Raw genomic sequence first — 17,208 nt, 5'->3', positions numbered from 1 at the left:
GGAGGCCTCAGTTGCTACCGCGACGGTTTAGCCGCAGTGAGCCGGGTGGCGGTTCGTTGAGCACTGCCCAGAATACCCCGAGGTCGGAGATGGCGGCGACGAATTCCTTGAACTCCACCGGTTTGACCACGTACGCGTTCACCCCCAACTCGTAGGCGCGCAGCAGGTCGGGCTCCTCCCGTGAGGAGGTCAGCATGACGGTGGGGATGCTGCGCAGTTCGGGTGTGGCACGTACTGCCTTGAGCACTTCCAGGCCATCGATCTTCGGCAGTTTCAGGTCCAGTAGCAGCACGGCAGGGTTGCCGTCATCGCGATCGGCATAGGCATTGCGGCGCAGCAGATAGTCCAGGGCATCGGCGCCGTCGCGCAGCACGATGACTTCGTTGGCCAACTGGCTGCGCTCCAGGGCCAGCAGCGTCAGCTCCAGGTCCCTTGGGTTGTCTTCGACCAGCAGGATGGGTTTGAGCATGGTGATAGTGGTGCCTCAGGTGGATGCGGGGTGGTGCGGCAGGGTGAAGTGGAAACTGGCACCTTGGTCGATCTGGCCAGTGGCCCAGACCCGGCCGTCATGGCGCTCGATGATACGACGTACGCTGGCCAGGCCAATCCCGGTGCCTTCGAAGTCCTCCATGCGGTGCAGGCGCTGGAACACCCCGAACAGCTTGTTGGCGTAGGCCATGTCGAAGCCTACGCCATTATCGACGATGATGATTTCGGTTTCGTCAGGGTGCTGTACCGCGCGGATGCCAATGTGCGCGGGGTTACGGCCACGCGTGTACTTGATGGCATTGGCGATCAGGTTGTGCAAGGCCATGTTGATGAATGCCGGATCGCCGATCACCTTGGGCAGTTCAGCAATGTCCCAAACGATTGCGCGGCCTTCGTAATCCGGTGCCAGCTCGCTGCGAATCGCATCGACCAGCGTGTTGAGGTCGACGTCGGACAGGCGCAAGGCCGAGCGGCCCATTTGCGAGAAGTTGAGCAGGTTGTCCACCAGGCTGCCGGCGAAGTGCGCTGCTTCTCCGATATGCTGAAGGTAGCGCTTGCCGCGTTCGCTCAGACCCAGGCCTTCGATTTCGCCGAGCAGTTCGGTGTAGCCGGCAATGTGCCGCAAGGGGGCGCGCAGGTCGTGGGACACGCTGTATGAAAATGCTTCAAGCTCTTTGTTCGAACGGCGCAGCTCGCCTGCCAGTTGCGCCAGCTCTTCGGCCTTGCGCAACACAATGCCCAGCACCGCGCTGCGCAACTCCATCACGCCCTCGATCACCAGCGGGTCCCAGGGCTCGCAGTAGTCGCGCAGTTCTTCCTGCCAGCGTTCGAAACTGTGCCGCGGGTCGAGGTTGCCCTGCGGCCCGGCCTGCTTGGTCGGCTGGCCAGCCCAGTTCACTGTGCGCACCTGCTCGGGGCGAAACCACAGCAGGTAGTGCGAGTGGATCTGCGAGATGGCCACCGCCAGCACACCGCCCGCATGGGCGGCCAGCTCGGGCAGGTCGGTGATGTCACGGCGCAGGTTGTCACTGTGGAACACGGTGTCTGCACCGCGCTGGCCAAGCCAGTGTACCAGCGCGGTCACCTGGGCTTCGGGCGGGGTCTTGCCGATCAGGTCGCAGCGTTCGGCCGAGATCACGGCGGCACCCTGCGCATCGGCAAAGGCCAGTAGCACATGGGGCAGGTCGCGCAGGCCGTCGCTGACGCTGTCATGGTCGGCCATGGACGAGATCATGCGCACGATGTGTTGGCGCAGCGCCAGCAGCTTGCGTGTGCTGGCATGCGCCTCGCGGGACTCGATCTGCAGCGACAGCACGCTGGCCAGCAGCTCGCTGGCCGTGCGGGTACGCAGGTCCACTGCGCGCGGCTGCTCATGGTGGCAGGACACCAGCCCCCACAGTTCACCGTCGACCACGATCGACAACGACATCGACGCCAGCGTGCCCATGTTGCGCATGTATTGCAGGTGCACCGGTGACACGCTGCGCAGCGTGGCAAAACTCATGTCCAGTGCCTTGCCGGTACGCGGGTTGGTGGCCGGGTGCAGGGGCGAGGGTTGGTAGTTGGCATCTTCGATCACGCGTATGCGGTTCATCCGGTACAGCTCGCGCGCCTGGCGCGGGATGTCTGCAGCCGGGAAGCATAGGCCCAGGTAACGGGGGTAGCCCGGGTCGGCCACCTCGGCCAGCACCTGGCCGTTGCCATCGGCATCGAAACGGTACGCCTTGACCCGGCCAAAACCGGTGATGCGCTTGAGTTGCAGCACCGTTTGCTGCAGCAGGTCTTCAAGGCTGCTGGCCAGCTGAAGGCTGCCAACGAAGCTGCGCACCAGTGGGTAGTAGTCGCCTTGCCCGACCAGGTCCGGTGGCAGGCGTGGGGGTTCGAGCTCGGCCACCAGCACGTCGTCGTGACAGTGCACCAGCAGGTGCAACGGGGTGCTGAACGGCGCGCCTTGGCGCAAGCGCACGTCGCCTATGTGAAAAGGGAAGATTTCATCGTCGGGTATGCGCGCGAGCTGCGCGCGTAGGTCAAAACCGTCGCCGACCAGGTGGGTGAATTGGCAACCGATCAGTTCCCGGGCCGGCAAACCCAGCCACTGTTCGACATTTTCACTGGCCTGCAGCACGCACAGGTCGGTGGCATCCAGCACCAGCAAGAAACCGTGGGGCTGGATGCTGCTCGGCACGTGGATCGGTTCCCGGGCACAGCGTTCCATGGCTTCTTCCAGCGTGTTGTCTGCAGTCATCAGTGAAAACGCTCCTGTCTTGTCCGTCCCTGTATGGCACAGGATAAGGTGTGTCACCCTAACAGAATATCAGCAGTTTTACCGGCCTCTGGCCATTGGAGGCATTGGGTAGCGAGGGGTTCTACGCGGTGCTGGTTTTTTTTGACGGGGCGGTATCGCTTTATCGCTAATACAAAAAAATGGCTTGATGCCACCACGGTCGCGCTGCCTCGCTGCTACGCTCAATTCAGGACGTAACGACAAGGATAATAAGGTGACGGAGCGCTTGGTGGCCGTGCTGTTGGGCCTGTTGTTCAGCGGCAGTACCGTGGCAGCGGATTTTCTCGTGGAAGTGCGGGTACTGGTGCAGCGTGGCTGCATGCTGGTGACCCAGGCACGCGATGCGGGAGCCCAGGCGCTGGGGCGGATCGACCTGGGTGCGACGGCGCGTCTGGACGGCCCTGGCGCGCCTTTGAGCGGGGTTCTGCTGAGCCAGCGCCCGCCGCGCCTGGAGTGCAACCCGGGCACCCCTTATCAAGTGCGCGTCGACGGCGGCCAGCATGGCGGCGTTGGCGAACTGCGTTACCTGGCCAGCGACGACCGCACGGCCCGGCCCATACCTTATCGCTTGTACCGCGATGCTGCCTGGCGCGACCCCTTGGAGGTTGGCGTGGCCCAGTCGGCGCGGGTGCCAAGCAGTGGCTCGGTCGAGCTGCCGCTGTATGCGCGTGTCGACAAACTGGCCTGGGTGCCGGATGCAGGGCTGTACGCCGACCTGCTCAAAGTCACGGTCACCTGGTAGGGATATCACCATGCACAAGGACGCGATGCCATGAAGCGCACTTCGATCCTGTTGCTCACCCTGGGGCCACTGCTGGTACCCGGTAGCACGGCGCATGGCAGCACCACCGGCTTCATCCAGGCGAGGCTGGTCATCAGCGCGGCCTGCCAGATCAGCAGCAACGAAACGCAACCGGCCGTGCTTGGCAACCCGGGTGTACTGGACTTTGGCGAGCGCGGCCCGAACTGGGACCAGCCGCTGCGTAGCCGGGTTGACGAAGCGAGCGGCGAGGGCAGCCTGCAGATCAGCTGCACACCCGAGGTTCGGGCCTTCAACGTACGGATCAATGGTGGCCTGAATGGCGATGATGGTATTCGCCGCCTGAGCAACGGCCGTGAACTGATCCCTTATCAACTGGCGGTCGACCCGGGCGGCAATAGCCGCTACGTCATCGGCCAGGCACGCGCTTTCACCATCAACAGCGCCCGGCAGATCCCGATTCCCATCTACGGTGTGGTAGTGGCGCAACCCCGCGCGCTGCCGGCCGGGCTGTACCGCGACACCCTGAGAGTGACCCTGGACTGGTAACTACGCAAGGAGACTCCGATGCGAACGAACCTTTCATGCTGCATGCTTGCAGGCCTCGGCCTGGCGCTGGCCTCTCCGGCACAGGCCGCCACGGTGACCGGGAGCATTACCTCGACGTTGACCCTGATTGCCGCATGCCAGGTCAATGGCGGTACGGCGACATCAGGGCTGAATTTCGGCGCGCTGAACTTCGGCACCGTGGATGCCTTGTTCACCAGCGCCAATGCTCAGGTACAGAGGAGTGGTGGCGGTGCCATGAGCATTCTGTGCTCGGCGGGTGCGATCCCTGTGATCAAGGTGCGCGCCGGCCTGCATGATGGCCAGTCGAGCGGGGGGACGCGGGCGCTTGCCGATGGCGCTGGCAATTTTGTGCCCTACGACCTTTATACCGACTCCGGTGCTTCGAACTTGCTGGCGATCGACGGCACCATCACGTTACCAACCAGCACCGGCGCGGCCCAGACGGTCAATCTTTACGGCAGGGCGGTGGGCAAGGCCGGTTTGCCACCCGGGACCTACACCGACACTATTTCGGTTGAGCTGTCGTTCTGAGCCATGCGCCGCTGGTTGACGTGGGGCCTGACCGGTACCGGCCTGTTGCTGGCCACCCCGCTGAGTGCGGTGACCACCAGCACCTTCACGGTGACGGCTCAAATCGTTGCCGGCTGCCTGGTGATGGGCGGCGTCACCAACTACGGGGCGCTGGACTACGGCACGCAGTCAGCGTTGTCCACCAGCACACTCAGCACTTCGCTGGGCGGCAGCACGGTGACGTTCCAGTGCACGCCAGGCGTGGCCATGAGCATGAGCCTTGACGGGGGGCAGAACAGTGCCAGCGGCACACGCAACCTCAAGCGTGCGAGCGGGGCACAATTGCTGGCCTACCAGTTGTACCGGGACGCGGCCTTCAGCCAGAGCCTGGGGATCGGCCAGAGCGTGGCCGTGAGCTATTCCGACCCGACGGCGATCAAGCTGCCGGTGTACGGGCGGGTCCAGCTGACCGGCACCCTGCCGGCAGGGACCTACACCGATGTGGTGCAAGTGACGGTGACCTGGTAGACGCCAGCGCCAGCAACGACAAGTGTCTAAGGAGAGCTGCATGCGGGAAGGCGCGAAGTGGGCGCATGGATTGATCGGATTGTTGTGGCTGGCAAGCTTGCCGGCAGGGGCGGCGACGTCGGTGCTGATCTGGCCGATCGACCCGGTGCTGGAAGCCGACCAGAAGGCCGGTGCCCTGTGGCTGGAAAACCGTGGCACTGCGCCGGCCAACTTGCAGGTGCGCGTGTTTGCCTGGCGCCAGGGTGATTACCAGGAGCAGTTCCAGGCGCAGCGCGAAATCATAGGCAGCCCGCCGGTGGCCAACATTGCGCCGGGGCAAAAGCAGCTGATCCGCCGACCCGCACCGGCCCCTCGCCAGCCGGCCAGGAGCAGGCCTACCGCATCATCATCGACGAAATCCCGTCCGCCCTCCCTGTCGAAAAGGCCGAGCCTGGCGCAACAGCGGCCATCCGCCTGCAGATGCGTTACTCGGTGCCTTTGTTCGTCTACGGCGAGGGGCTGTGGGGCAAGGCCGACCCCGAGGGCAAGCGTAATGTCGAGGGTGTGGGCAAGCCGCAGCTCAGCTGGCGCCCCGTGACCGTGCAGGGCAAACCCTACGTTGAGCTGCGTAACACGGGCCCGGTGCATGCGCGCCTGACCGATGTGGTGGTGCAGCAAGGCAGCCAGAGCAAACCGTTGGCCGAGGGCTTGCTGGGCTATGTACTGCCAGGTGCCAGCATGCGTTGGCCGGCACCCGTGGCGCCCGGCAGCACCAGCGTGCTCAAGGGGCGGGTCAACGGCCAAGGCTCGGCGGACGCCATCCGCCAAGGCCAATGAGCCAGCAACTGAATGCAGTGCATGGGCCAGGGAGGACCCGGCAATGGTTGGAAACCGTGTGTGAAGTGGCTGACGGCGATGACGCACCGCTGGTGCCTGGGGCTGGCCGTGGTCAGCCCTGGGCTGGCGCTGGCCGACGGCCTGCCCCCGCCGCCCACGGAGATGTCCGCCATCGCCGATGCCACGCTGTACCTCGACCTGCTGGTGAACCAGATGCCCAGGGCTGAACTGGTGCCGGTGCAGCAGCGGGCCGGGCAGTTGTACCTGGACAGCGAGGTATTGCGCGCGGCGGGCATCTCGCTGCCGGGCAACCCTCAGGGCGAAGTGGCCCTGGAGCGCATCGTGGGGTTGCATACCGACTACGACAGCCAGAATCAACGCCTGCTGCTGCAGGTGCCGCCAGCCTGGCTGCCAGACCAGCAGCTGGGCGACCGCAACCTGTACCCGGCCAGCGATGCCCGCAGCAGCTTCGGCGCCTTGTTCAACTATGACCTGTACCTGAATGACACCGACGACGGCGGCACCTACCTGGCTGCCTGGAACGAGCTGCGCCTGTTCGACAGCTGGGGCACCTTTTCCAGCACCGGGCAGTGGCGCCAGTCGTTCAATGGCGTACAGGCGGACGCCACGCGGCAAGGCTTCATGCGCTACGACACCACCTGGCGCTTCACCGACGAGCAGCGTCTGCTGACGTATGAGGCGGGTGATTTCGTGACCGACGCCTTGCCCTGGAGCAGTTCGGTACGCGTGGGCGGCTTGCAGTTGTCACGTGACTTTGGTGCGCGCCCCGACCTGGTCACTTACCCGTTGCCAGCGTTCGCAGGGGAGGCGGCAGTACCAACGTCGCTGGACCTGTTCATCAACGGCTACAAATCCAGCACTACCGAGCTACAGCCAGGCCCTTACACCTTGACCAACGTGCCCTTCATCAATGGCGCGGGGGAGGCGGTGGTCGTTACTACCGATGCGCTGGGCCGGCAGGTGTCGACCACCTTGCCGTTCTATGTAACCAGTAGCCTGCTGCAGAAAGGCCTGTCGGATTATTCGGTGGCCGCAGGCAGTTTGCGCCGTGATTACGCCGTACGCGATTTCGCATACGGCCCAGGCGTTGCGTCGGCCAGCTTGCGTTACGGCGTCAGCGACAGCTTCACCCTGGAAACCCACGCCGAAACCGCTGAGTCGCTGGCATTGGGTGGCCTGGGCGGCAACATGCGGCTGGGCACCTTCGGCGTGCTTAACGCCGCGTTGGCGCAAAGCCGGTTTGACGGTGACAAGGGCCACCAGGTCGCCTTGGGTTATCAGTACAACAGCCAGCGCATTGGCTTCAGCTACCAGCGCCTGCAACGCCATGGGGACTATGCCGACCTGACCCGGGTCGATGCCCCGGACATGCAACTGAGTAAAAGCAGCGAGCAGGTCACCCTCAGCCTCAACCTGAACGAGTATGGCAGCGTCGGCGCCGGTTACTTCGATGTGCGCGCCGGTGATGGCACGCGTACCCGGTTGATCAACCTGAGTTACAGCAGGCCGCTGTGGGGCAGCAGCAGTGTGTACCTGTCGGCCAACCGCGAGGTGGGCGACAGCCAGTGGGCGGTGCAGGCGCAGTTGGTAATCCCGTTCGACCTGCATGGCACCCTGGCGCTGGGCATGGAGCGCAGCAAGGAAGGCGAGCGCCTGCAACGGGTCAACTACAGCCGTGCGGTGCCGGTAGGTGGCGGTGTTGGTTACAACCTGGGGTATGCCGCAGGCAGTGATCGCGATGCCTACCGCCAGGCCGACGTCACCTGGCGCCTGCAGTCGGTGCAGCTGCAGGCTGGTGTGTATGGCAGCAGCGGCGGAATGACCCGCTGGGCCGACGCCAGTGGCTCGCTGGTGTGGATGGACGCCGGGCTGTTTGCCGCCAACCGCATCGACGACGCCTTTGTGGTGGTCAGCACGGCGGGGTATGCCGATGTACCGGTGCGCTACGAAAACCAGGAAGTCGGCCGCACCGATGCCAAGGGGCACTTGCTGGTGCCGTACAGCAGCGGTTACTACCGGGGCAAGTACGAAATCGACCCCATGAACCTGCCGCCGGATGTCCTCGCATCGGACGTAGAACAGCGCGTGGCGGTACGCCGGGGCAGCGGCTACTTGCTGGAGTTCCCGCTCAAGCGCGTGATGGCGGCCAGCGTTGAGCTGGTGGACGCAAACCAGCAGGTACTCAAGTTGGGCAGCCGCGTTACCCACGAGCAAAGTGGCGGCCAGGCGGTGGTGGGCTGGGACGGCCTGGTCTATCTGGAGAACCTGTCGCCGCACAACCGCTTGCAGGTAGAGATCGAAGGGGGCGGGCATTGCGAGGTGGAATTCGACTTGCCGCAAGCACAGGGCTCGGTCCCCTTGATTGGCCCGTTGGTGTGTAAATGAAGGCCGGCTGGGGAGGGTTGTGGGCGGGCGCCATGCTGTTGTTGGCGGGCTCGTCCTGGGCCAAGTGCACGTCAGTGGCCACCTTGCCAGCGGCGTTTGGTGCGCTTAACTCGACCCAGGTGCGCGGCACGTCACAGTCGGCGTCCAGCGCCAACTCGGGGTTGCAGTGCAACGGCTCGGTGCTCAGCGTGCTCAGTAACACCGACTCCTTTGTGATAAAGATCACTTCCACCACCAGCGGCCTGGTAGGGCCAACCGGCGATGTCATCCCCTACACGCTGTATGCCGACGCCACCACCACCTATCCGATCGCCCGTGGCACGCCCTTCGAATTCAGGACCACCGGCATCCTCGATTTGCTGGGCTTGCTCAACGGTACGCCCAAGGCTGTTCCGATCTACATGCGCACTCAGACCGGCGCTAATGTTGCAGCGGGGCTTTATCAGGAAACCCTCAATGTCGAGTGGACCTGGAAGTACTGCGATGGGATTGGCCTTGGCGGTTTATGCATAGGGTATGACCAAGGTAGCGATTCCAAACCCATGACAGTGAGCCTGACGGTGACCAACGATTGTCAGATCACCACCCCCAACATCAGCTTCAGCAGTGCGCCGGTGGTGTCGGGGTTCGGTACGGTAAGCCAGGGTATCAACGTGTCGTGCACCAAGGGCAGCAGTTACACGGTGGGGCTGGATGACGGGCAGAACGTGTCCGGTGGGCGGCGGCGAATGAAGTCATCGGCCAACAATTACCTGGCCTACGACATTTTCAAGAGTGCAGGGACGGTGCGCTGGGGATCGTCAGGGGCGGCGCGACGTGCCAGTGCCGATGCGGACGTGAATCCAGGGGCGGGTACCGGCACTGGGAGCCAGGTGTTCAACTATAACGCCAAGGTCTACACGGACCAGGCTACGCCGCCAGCGGCGACCTATTCCGACAGTGTGATACTGGATGTGCAGTTCTGACTGAGCCTGACGCGGTTTTCTGTTGCGGCAACGGTTTTGAGGGTTTGCGCGATCACTGTGGGAGCGGGCTCGCCCGCGAACAGCGGCGAAGCCGGTGCCATACACCGCGTCGTATTCTTCGCGGGCAAGCCCGCTCCCACAGGATGTGGCGTCAGTCTGCCCGTTAGCGCAAATCGCCCACCATCTTCGCCAATGTCTCCAGCACCGCCCCGGCGAGTGCCTTCGACCGCGCCCCCGACCACCCGGTAACCGCATCGGGCGCGTCATCATGGTCCTTGAACGGCATCTCCAGGGTAAGTGACAGGCAGTCATGCGCCATGCCCACCGCGTTGCATGCCAGCGTGGTATTGGCCTGCCCTGGCTCGTCACGGGTATAGCCATGCACGGTCTGGAAGTCCCGGGTCAGGCTGCACAAGGTGCTGCGGAACTGCTCCTCCAGCGTTGCCAGGCGTGGCGAGTAGCCCGGGTTGCCCTCGCAGGCGGCGGTGAATACGTGGGGGATCTCTTCATCGCCGTGTACATCGATAAAGGCATCCACCCCGTACTGCTTCATCTGCGCCTGGGCAAAGAACACCTCCGGGGTCAGCTCGACGCTGGCGTCCTGCCAGGCGCGGTTGAGGTCCTTGCCCTTGAAGTTGGTGCGCAGGTGGCCGAGGAAGGCGCCGTCCGGGTTCATGTTGGGGATCAGGTACAGGTCTGCCTTGGCCAGCAACTGCTGGATCACTGCATCGTTGGCCTGCAGGCGATCGATTACCCCTTCCATGAACCATTCGGCCATGTGCTCGCCCGGGTGCTGTTGGGCAATCAGCCACAGCTTGCGCTTGCCGAAGGCGCCATCGCCGGCGCGCAGCAGCGGAATGTCGCGGCCCTGTACGCTTCGGCCGCTGGCCAGCAACTCGACCCCTGGCAACTGGCGAGCACGTTCGATCAGCTGGTTGTGACGGGCGCGCGGGTAGGGCTCGAAGTAGGCGAACCAGATCTGCTCCTGCTCTGCTTTCACTTCGAACGACAGCGCCGTGCCGTCGAACTGACTGGGTACGCGGAACCAGGTGTTCTGGTCATAGCTGGCCACTGCGTTGTAGCCGCTCCAGGCATTTTTGTACGAGGAGCCCGATGCGTTGTCGAGGCTGAAGCGATGAACCTGGCCCGGGGTCAGCCCACTGACCTTGAAGTGGAACCACTGGTAGTGGCCGCTGTGGGTGTCGGGACGGATGGCCAGGTGCACCTGGGCCGGGTTGCTGGCGTCCAGCACCTGAATGTTGCCGGAATCGAAAGCGCAGTCGATCTGCACGGGGGACAGCGTCACGGTCATGGGCCGGGCTCCTTATCGGGCGTTGTTGTAGGAGTACTGTACACGGCTTGGCAGGGGTGCTGCGCGATATCAAGGCCAATCGGGCGGCGGTAAGCCTTTTAGCGTTCGTGCCTGGCCATCCAGCGCAGCAATGCCGCAATCGATATGCTGCGGTGAGCCTCGCATCGGTAGGGCTTGCCTTCGGCGCTGTAGCGCTCCCGATACCGGCTAAGGACCAGGTTACGGCCATCAGCCGATAGCCGCGCCTCCAGTTCATGCAGCAACACGGGTTGCCGGGCGGCACCTTCCAGGCGCCGGAGCAGCAGCATGGCCGCCTGGGCATCATTCATGGCCGGTTGCCTCCGGGCAATGGGCTTGCCACGTTCCAGGTTTGCCTGCCTTGCCCTCTGCCACCAGGTTGCTGCGCTGCTGGGCGGTGTAGTCGCGCATTGCCAGGTAGTAGTCGGGCCAGGTATGCAGCAGATCGGTCAACGGCAGGGCGGCGGCGCGCCCATTCACGATGTGCCCGGCAGTGGCCACGGTCGTGAGGGTGGCAACCGTATCGCTGTTATCGCCGAACGGGTCCACGGCCATGCTCAACACCTTGCCGGTAGCGTCGCGCACGTTGTGCGTACCCAGCAGTGGCAGCTCGATGATGGGGCCATTGGCGATGCCCCAGACCCCGAAGGTCTGGCCAAAGTCTGAACGGTGCTGGCTCAGCCCCAGGCCAAGTTGTTTCAGGACGTTGACGAGATGCAGGCCATGGTCGATGCCGCGCTGGCGTTTTTCCGTGATGACGCGCGGCTTGAACCGACCACCGTGTTCGACCTGGGCGAGCTGCTGCTGACCGTGGTGGACGACTTCAAGGATGCGGGCGTGGAGGTTCGCCTCAGCGGGCCGCGCCGCTGTGTTTACACCGGGCGGCCCGTGGGCATCAAGCGGGTGCTGGTCAACCTGATCGACAATGCCGCGAAGTACGGTTGCGAACCCACGGTGGTCTTGGCAGTAACCGCCAGGCAGATAGAGACTACCGTGCAGGATCGCGGGCCGGGCATCGCGCCAGACCTGCAGGAGCAGGTATTCGTGCCGTTTTACCGTATTGAAGGCTCACGTAACCGCGACACGGGCGGTGTGGGGCTGGGCCTGCCCGCCGCACGGGCCATCGTGCTGGAACAAGGTGGCAGCCTGACACTGAGCAACCGCCTCGATGGCGGTTTGCAAGCCAAGGTCACGCTGCCACTGGGTTGATCAGAGCCCCAGCTCGCTGAGCCCGGGGTGATCATCCGGGCGCCGGCCCAGCGGCCAGTGGAACTTGCGCTCGGCTTCGCTGATGGGGTGTTCGTTGATGCTCGAATGACGGTTCTGCATCAGTCCGTCGTCGGCAAACTCCCAGTTCTCGTTGCCGTAGGCGCGGAACCATTGGCCGCTGTCGTCGTGGTATTCGTAGGCGTAGCGCACGGCAATGCGGTTGCCGGTGAAGGCCCACAGTTCCTTGATCAGGCGGTATTCCAGTTCGTGGTGCCATTTACGGGTCAGAAACGCTTCGATCTCGGCACGGCCACGGGGGAACTCGACGCGGTTGCGCCACACCGTGTCCGGGGTGTAGGCGAGCGCAACCTTGGCCGGGTCGCGGCCGTTCCAGCCATCTTCGGCCAGCCGGACTTTTTCGATGGCACTTTCGCGGGTGAAGGGTGGAAGGGGTGGGCGGGACATCGGTGTACTCCTCGAGTCGTTTGGCTTGTAGCAGGTTAGCTGCCGCTGCCTGGACAGAGAATGGATGTGCCGGGCACTTCATAATTGCGGTGCGTGAAACAGTACTGAGGTGTAGTGCCCAGGTGCTGCCCTTGTGTAACCCCTGCACAAGGGCGTACCCCGGTCAGTCCCAGGCCGGTGCCAGGCCGTCTGGGCTGACTTCGCGGCCATTGCGTTCGAGCGTGGCGATGCGTGCCATGTCGTCTGCGTCCAGCTTCAGGTCTCGGGCAAGCAGGTTGCTGGCCAGGTTTTCACGCTTGGTCGACGACGGGATGACCGCATAGCCCAACCGCAAGGCCCAGGCCAGGGCCACTTGGGCGACAGTAGCCTTGTGCTTCGCGGCAATCTCGGCCAGTACCGGATCCTTCAGCACCTTGCCGTAGGCCAGGGTCATGTAAGAGGTGACGGTGATGCCCTGTTCCTTTAGGAACGCGGTCAGCTTGCCGTTTTGCAGGTAAGGGCTGAGTTCGATCTGGTTGGTAGCGATTTCGCCTTTGCCGACCACCTCGATGGCCTGGCGGGTCAGCTCGATGTTGAAATTGGACACACCGATCTGGCGTGTCAGGCCCAGTTTCTTCGCTTCGGCCAGTGCGGTCATGTATTCGCGCAGTTCCACCCCGTTGCCCGGCGCTGGCCAGTGGATCAGCAGCAGGTCGACATAGTCGGTACGCAGTTTGCTCAGGCTGTCGCGCAGGCTGGGGATGAGCGTGTCGGCGGCGTAGTTGTCCACCCAGATCTTGGTGGTGATGAACAGCTCGCTGCGTGGCACGCCGCTTTCGGCAATCGCTTGGCCAACGTCAGCTTCGTTCTTGTAGATTTGCGCGGTGTCGATCACCCGGTAGCCCAGCGCCAGGGCCGACTTGACCGAATCGATGACGGCCTGGCCGGTGAGGCGGAAGGTGCCGAGGCCGAAAGAGGGAATGCTCATGAATCTGCTCCTGGTGAGTGGGGAATAGCATTGAGCCTGGTCGCTCAACGTCGATCTCATTGGGTATAGGTGCAGTGTGCGGGTTTCGGTGCGCCGGATTAAGGCAGGGCAGGGCCAAGGTCATTTGATTCACAGTCAAGAATCGGTGGCCAAGTTGTGACTGCGTCAGGGGGCAGGAAACGAAACGGCCCGCCATGGAGGCGGGCCGTCAGGCATTGCAGGTGACGATCAGCGGCGGCGGAACAGCGGCAGCGGCTCGTCGGTGGCGGCCTGGTAGGTCACCGAAAAGTCCTTCAGGCTTTGCAGTGCGTCTTCCGGGTCCTTGTCGGCACGGATGGCGAATGCATCGAAACCGCAGCGGGCCATGAAGAACAGCTGGTCGCGCAGCACGTCGCCAATGGCGCGCAGCTCGCCCTTGAACTTGTAGCGGTCACGCAGCAAGCGCGCATTGGAGTAGTTGCGCCCGTCGGTGAAGGCCGGGAAGTTCAGCGCGATGACCTGGAAGTGATGCACGTCTTCGCCGATTTCTTCGGCTTCTTCGTCGCTGTCCAGCCAGATGCCCAGGCCGCCGTCGCGCGCCTTGAGCACATGGGCGTGGTCACGCCACAGTTGCAGCGGGACGATGTAGTCGTCGCAGTTGGTCAGCTCGTCAAAGGACGTTTCCTTGGGCAACAAGTGCCAGGTTTCGTCGACGATCTGGTTGTTCTTAATGATTCGCTGCATAGACGCGTTCCTTGAAGGGGTCGATGCCGATACGCTGGTAGGTGTCGATGAAACGCTCTTCCTCGGTGCGTTGCTCGACATACACGGCGATCAGCTTCTCGATCACATCGGCCATGTCATCCTGGGCGAAGGACGGGCCGAGGATCTTGCCCAGGCTCGCGCCACGCGCGGCGTTGCCGCCCAGCGACACCTGGTAGAACTCCTCACCCTTCTTGTCCACGCCGAGGATGCCGATGTGGCCCACGTGGTGGTGGCCGCAGGCGTTCATGCAGCCAGAGATGTTCAGGTCGATTTCACCGATGTCGAACAGGTAGTCCAGGTCGTCGAAACGGCGCTGGATGGATTCGGCGATCGGGATCGACTTGGCGTTGGCCAGCGAGCAGTAGTCACCGCCCGGGCAGCAGATGATGTCGGTCAGCAGGCCGATGTTCGGCGTGGCGAAGCCGCCTTCGCGCAGCTCCAGCCACAGCGCGTGCAGCTGGCGCTGCTCGACGTCGGCGAGGATGATGTTCTGCTCGTGCGAGGTGCGCAAGAAGCCGAAGCTGTAGCGCTCGGCCAGGTCGGCCACGGCGTCCAGCTGTTTGTCGGTCAGGTCGCCCGGGGCAACGCCGGTCGGCTTGAGCGACAGGGTCACCGCCACGTAACCCGGGCGCTTGTGGGCGCGGGTGTTGCGCGAACGCCAGCGGGCGAAGCCTGGGTATTCGGCGTCCTGGGCGGCGTAGTCGACGTTGTCGAGGGCCAGGTAGTCCGGGTCGACGAAGTGGCGCGACACGCGCTGGACTTCATCTTCGGTCAGGGTGGTGCTGCCGCCACGCAGGTGGACCATTTCGGCCTCGACCTTCTCGGCGAACACTTCCGGGGTCAGGGCCTTGACCAGGATCTTGATCCGAGCCTTGTACTTGTTGTCACGGCGACCGTAACGGTTGTACACGCGCAGGATGGCGTCCAGGTAGCTGATCAGGTCTTGCCACGGCAGGAATTCGTTGATGAACGAGCCCACCACCGGGGTACGGCCCAGGCCACCGCCGACCAATACACGGAAGCCCAGCTCGCCGGCAGCGTTGCGCACCGGCTCCAGGCCGATGTCGTGCACTTCGATGGCGGCGCGGTCTTCCTGCGAGCCGTTGATGGCGATTTTGAACTTGCGCGGCAGGTAAGCGAATTCCGGGTGGAAGGTGGTCCACTGACGGACGATCTCGCACCACGGGCGCGGGTCGATGATTTCGTCTGCGGCCACACCGGCGAACTGGTCGGTGGTGGTGTTGCGCAGGCAGTTGCCGCTGGTCTGGATCGCGTGCATCTGCACGGTGGCCAGCTCGGCGAGGATGTCCGGGATGTCTTCCAGCGCCGGCCAGTTGTACTGCACGTTCTGGCGGGTGGAAATGTGGGCATAGCCCTTGTCGTAGTCGCGAGCGATCTTGGCCAGGGTGCGGACCTGGGTGGCGTTCAGCTGGCCGTACGGCACGGCGACACGCAGCATCGGCGCGAAACGTTGGATGTAAAGGCCGTTCTGCAGGCGCAGAGGGCGGAATTCTTCTTCGCTCAGCTCCCCGGCCAGGTAGCGGCGGGTCTGATCACGGAACTGCTTGACGCGGTCCTCGATGATCCGCTGATCGTACTCGTCGTATACGTACATATAAGTCCTGTCTCAGGCATGCAGCTATTCGCGCGCACGGCCGCGCACTCCGGTACGGAGCCGTGGAACGATATCAGGTTGCGGTTATGCGCTAAAGTGATGTTTTAGCATATGAAAAGAACCAAATGGACTATGTGAGACTGACTGCCATTTGTGCCTTGGGCGAGGCAGGGCGTTTATAATCCGGTGTTTGCTTCGCAGAGATGTGACCCTATGCTCAAGGCCCTGTGCCAAAGCTTGTGTCTAGCCCTGCCGCTGGCGGCAAGCGCGCAGCCATCGGTGGTTTTCCTCAACCCGGGGCTGTCCACCGAGACGTTCTGGACCAGCTACACCCGCTTCATGCAGGCCGCCGCAGATGAGCTGGGCATGACCCTCAGGGTGGAATACAGCGAGCGCCGCGCCGACCTGGCCCTGACCCAGGCCCGGGCGATCCTGAGTGGGGCGCAGCGGCCGGATTACCTGGTGCTGGTCAACGAGCAGTACGTCGCGCCCGAAGTGCTGCGCCTGTCGCGTGGCACGGGGGTGAAACTGCTGTTGGTCAACAACGGCCTGACGGCCAGCCAGGTTCGCAGCATTCAGGCCCAGCCCGACAAGTATGCCGAGCCGCTGGGCACCTTGATGAGCAACGACGAGCAGGCGGGCTTCCAGATGTTGCACCAGATGGTCGCGCAACTGCCGCACGACGTCGGGGCGGTGGACCTTGTGGCGTTTGCCGGGGTCAAGACGACCCCGGCCTCGCAGCTGCGCGAGGAGGGCATGCGCCGTGCGCTGGCCGACTTCCCTCAGGTGCGCCTGCGCCAGGTGGTGTATGGCGGCTGGAGCCGCCAGCGCGCCTACGAGCAGGCGCAGCAGTTGCTGGAGCGCTACCCGGCCACGCGTCTGGTGTGGTCGGCCAATGACGAAATGGCCTTTGGCGCCATGCAGGCGTTCGAAGCCGCCGGGCGCAAGCCGGGGCGCGATGTGCTGTTCAGCGCGGTCAACAGTTCGCCCGAGGCCTTGCGCGCGCGTATCGACGGGCGCCTGAGCGTTTTGATGGGCGGGCACTTTACCCTGGGTGGCTGGGCCATGGTGATGCTGCACGACGACGCACACGGGCTGGCGCTGAACCGCGATGGCCTGCGCGAGCACAGCGTGCCGGTGCTGCAGTTGATCGACCAGGCCAAGGCCAGGCGTTGGCTGAAACTGCTGGAACGGGACGACTACGGTGTCGATTTCCAGCGTTACAGTGCCGAAGGGCGGCCGTCTGGCTACCAGTATCCGTTTCTGACGGCACCGGTCGAATATTGAAAGACCCTGCTTGAGGAAAGGGCATTGCTCGTCTTAACTGCTGGTGGTGAAGTGCATTCCCATAACCACTACAAGAGGCAATGCAATGGGAAACTCAACCAAGGTCCGCAAAGCTGACAGCAGCGTCGATGCCTGGGCGATCCTCTGCCTGATCGTGTTGGTGGTGGTCACTGCCGTGTATTGGGTCAGCCACCAGTAGACCTGTTCTCAAGACCGTGAAGCCGTCCGAGCGCCTGCGGGAGGGAATCCTGCAGGCGTTTTCA

15 protein-coding genes and 3 pseudogenes are annotated in these 17,208 nt (G+C 63.7%); 9 read left to right on the top strand and 9 right to left on the bottom strand.

Translation table 11 applies throughout. From position 1 onward, the window contains the following. Window positions 1–7 precede the first annotated feature (7 nt). Window positions 8–469, bottom strand: coding sequence for a response regulator (locus tag APH36_RS08555; protein ID WP_060498279.1), 462 nt, complete (start codon window positions 467–469; stop codon window positions 8–10). A 15-nt stretch (window positions 470–484) separates the two neighbouring features. Beyond that, entirely contained in the window at window positions 485–2,734 is a 2,250-nt protein-coding gene (locus APH36_RS08550) for an ATP-binding protein (RefSeq protein WP_060498278.1), read from the bottom strand. A 253-nt stretch (window positions 2,735–2,987) separates the two neighbouring features. Here APH36_RS08550 and APH36_RS08545 point away from each other — a divergent pair, with 253 nt between their 5' ends. The 7 genes and pseudogenes from APH36_RS08545 (at window position 2,988) to APH36_RS08515 (ending at window position 9,328) form a co-directional block, all read left to right on the top strand. Next, window positions 2,988–3,515: a spore coat U domain-containing protein gene (locus tag APH36_RS08545; protein ID WP_060498277.1), complete on the top strand. Its 528-nt coding sequence runs from the start codon at window positions 2,988–2,990 to the stop codon at window positions 3,513–3,515. Window positions 3,516–3,545: 30 nt separating this feature from the next. Then, window positions 3,546–4,082 (top strand): spore coat U domain-containing protein, encoded by a 537-nt coding sequence (locus APH36_RS08540; RefSeq protein WP_060498276.1) that lies wholly within the window; start codon window positions 3,546–3,548, stop codon window positions 4,080–4,082. An 18-nt stretch (window positions 4,083–4,100) separates the two neighbouring features. Continuing rightward, a complete protein-coding gene (locus APH36_RS08535; RefSeq protein ID WP_060498275.1) occupies window positions 4,101–4,634 on the top strand; it encodes a spore coat U domain-containing protein in 534 nt (177 codons plus the stop codon). 3 nt (window positions 4,635–4,637) lie between these two features. Continuing rightward, the gene (locus APH36_RS08530; RefSeq protein WP_060498274.1) at window positions 4,638–5,141 is read left to right on the top strand and encodes a spore coat U domain-containing protein; all 504 of its coding nucleotides are present in this window, start codon (window positions 4,638–4,640) and stop codon (window positions 5,139–5,141) included. Between the two features lie 40 nt (window positions 5,142–5,181). After that, window positions 5,182–5,957 (top strand): annotated as a pseudogene (locus tag APH36_RS08525) (molecular chaperone). Between the two features lie 108 nt (window positions 5,958–6,065). Further along, window positions 6,066–8,363, top strand: coding sequence for a fimbria/pilus outer membrane usher protein (locus APH36_RS08520; RefSeq protein WP_060498409.1), 2,298 nt, complete (start codon window positions 6,066–6,068; stop codon window positions 8,361–8,363). Further along, window positions 8,360–9,328 (top strand): spore coat U domain-containing protein, encoded by a 969-nt coding sequence (locus APH36_RS08515; RefSeq protein ID WP_060498273.1) that lies wholly within the window; start codon window positions 8,360–8,362, stop codon window positions 9,326–9,328. Before APH36_RS08520 ends, APH36_RS08515 begins: the two co-directional genes overlap by 4 nt. 163 nt (window positions 9,329–9,491) lie before the next feature. On the opposite strand, the gene APH36_RS08510 is transcribed toward APH36_RS08515, so the two are convergent. From APH36_RS08510 to APH36_RS08500, 3 genes and pseudogenes are all read right to left on the bottom strand, one after another. Beyond that, on the bottom strand, window positions 9,492–10,640 hold the full coding sequence (locus APH36_RS08510; RefSeq protein WP_060498272.1) for a M14-type cytosolic carboxypeptidase: 1,149 nt from the start codon (window positions 10,638–10,640) through the stop codon (window positions 9,492–9,494). A 98-nt stretch (window positions 10,641–10,738) separates the two neighbouring features. Next, window positions 10,739–10,969 carry a hypothetical protein gene (locus APH36_RS08505; protein WP_060498271.1) on the bottom strand — a complete coding sequence of 77 codons (231 nt, stop codon included), beginning with the start codon at window positions 10,967–10,969 and terminating at the stop codon, window positions 10,739–10,741. Further along, window positions 10,962–11,345: pseudogene (locus APH36_RS08500) on the bottom strand (MlaA family lipoprotein); the annotation flags it as partial. The pseudogene APH36_RS08500 and the gene APH36_RS08505, both read right to left, overlap by 8 nt. Here APH36_RS08500 and APH36_RS08495 point away from each other — a divergent pair. Further along, window positions 11,334–11,867 (top strand): annotated as a pseudogene (locus APH36_RS08495) (sensor histidine kinase); the annotation flags it as partial. The pseudogenes APH36_RS08500 and APH36_RS08495 sit on opposite strands and share 12 nt — an antisense overlap. Here APH36_RS08495 and APH36_RS08490 read toward each other — a convergent pair. From APH36_RS08490 to APH36_RS08475, 4 genes are all read right to left on the bottom strand, one after another. Then, entirely contained in the window at window positions 11,868–12,332 is a 465-nt protein-coding gene (locus APH36_RS08490) for a nuclear transport factor 2 family protein (protein WP_060498270.1), read from the bottom strand. It lies immediately after the preceding pseudogene. A 163-nt stretch (window positions 12,333–12,495) separates the two neighbouring features. After that, window positions 12,496–13,299 carry a 2,5-didehydrogluconate reductase DkgB gene (gene dkgB, locus APH36_RS08485; RefSeq protein WP_060498269.1) on the bottom strand — a complete coding sequence of 268 codons (804 nt, stop codon included), beginning with the start codon at window positions 13,297–13,299 and terminating at the stop codon, window positions 12,496–12,498. A 228-nt stretch (window positions 13,300–13,527) separates the two neighbouring features. After that, complete coding sequence (locus APH36_RS08480) at window positions 13,528–14,022, bottom strand: DUF934 domain-containing protein (protein WP_060498268.1); 495 nt, start codon at window positions 14,020–14,022, stop codon at window positions 13,528–13,530. Continuing rightward, window positions 14,006–15,658, bottom strand: a complete 1,653-nt coding sequence (locus tag APH36_RS08475) for a nitrite/sulfite reductase (protein WP_060498267.1) — start codon at window positions 15,656–15,658, stop codon at window positions 14,006–14,008. Before APH36_RS08475 ends, APH36_RS08480 begins: the two co-directional genes overlap by 17 nt. Window positions 15,659–15,871: 213 nt before the next feature. On the opposite strand from APH36_RS08475, the gene APH36_RS08470 reads away from it, so the two are divergent. Next, window positions 15,872–16,945, top strand: a complete 1,074-nt coding sequence (locus tag APH36_RS08470) for an ABC transporter substrate-binding protein (protein ID WP_060498266.1) — start codon at window positions 15,872–15,874, stop codon at window positions 16,943–16,945. The last annotated feature ends 263 nt before the right edge of the window (window positions 16,946–17,208 follow it).

This window comes from Pseudomonas sp. NBRC 111133 (assembly GCF_001320605.1).
Lineage (GTDB): Bacteria > Pseudomonadota > Gammaproteobacteria > Pseudomonadales > Pseudomonadaceae > Aquipseudomonas > Aquipseudomonas monteilii.
This window is presented reverse-complemented; position numbering and strand designations above follow the sequence as displayed.

What these genes read in the sequence shown, in the direction of transcription:
- APH36_RS08540 (WP_060498276.1), top strand. Translation starts at nt 3,546, where the DNA reads ATGAAGCGCACTTCGATCCTGTTGCTCACCCTGGGGCCACTGCTGGTA.
- dkgB (WP_060498269.1), bottom strand. Translation starts at nt 13,299, where the DNA reads ATGAGCATTCCCTCTTTCGGCCTCGGCACCTTCCGCCTCACCGGCCAG.
- APH36_RS08510 (WP_060498272.1), bottom strand. Translation starts at nt 10,640, where the DNA reads ATGACCGTGACGCTGTCCCCCGTGCAGATCGACTGCGCTTTCGATTCC.
- APH36_RS08470 (WP_060498266.1), top strand. Translation starts at nt 15,872, where the DNA reads ATGCTCAAGGCCCTGTGCCAAAGCTTGTGTCTAGCCCTGCCGCTGGCG.
- APH36_RS08555 (WP_060498279.1), bottom strand. Translation starts at nt 469, where the DNA reads ATGCTCAAACCCATCCTGCTGGTCGAAGACAACCCAAGGGACCTGGAG.
- APH36_RS08550 (WP_060498278.1), bottom strand. Translation starts at nt 2,734, where the DNA reads ATGACTGCAGACAACACGCTGGAAGAAGCCATGGAACGCTGTGCCCGG.
- APH36_RS08505 (WP_060498271.1), bottom strand. Translation starts at nt 10,969, where the DNA reads ATGAATGATGCCCAGGCGGCCATGCTGCTGCTCCGGCGCCTGGAAGGT.
- APH36_RS08530 (WP_060498274.1), top strand. Translation starts at nt 4,638, where the DNA reads ATGCGCCGCTGGTTGACGTGGGGCCTGACCGGTACCGGCCTGTTGCTG.
- APH36_RS08535 (WP_060498275.1), top strand. Translation starts at nt 4,101, where the DNA reads ATGCGAACGAACCTTTCATGCTGCATGCTTGCAGGCCTCGGCCTGGCG.
- APH36_RS08490 (WP_060498270.1), bottom strand. Translation starts at nt 12,332, where the DNA reads ATGTCCCGCCCACCCCTTCCACCCTTCACCCGCGAAAGTGCCATCGAA.
- APH36_RS08475 (WP_060498267.1), bottom strand. Translation starts at nt 15,658, where the DNA reads ATGTACGTATACGACGAGTACGATCAGCGGATCATCGAGGACCGCGTC.
- APH36_RS08480 (WP_060498268.1), bottom strand. Translation starts at nt 14,022, where the DNA reads ATGCAGCGAATCATTAAGAACAACCAGATCGTCGACGAAACCTGGCAC.
- APH36_RS08515 (WP_060498273.1), top strand. Translation starts at nt 8,360, where the DNA reads ATGAAGGCCGGCTGGGGAGGGTTGTGGGCGGGCGCCATGCTGTTGTTG.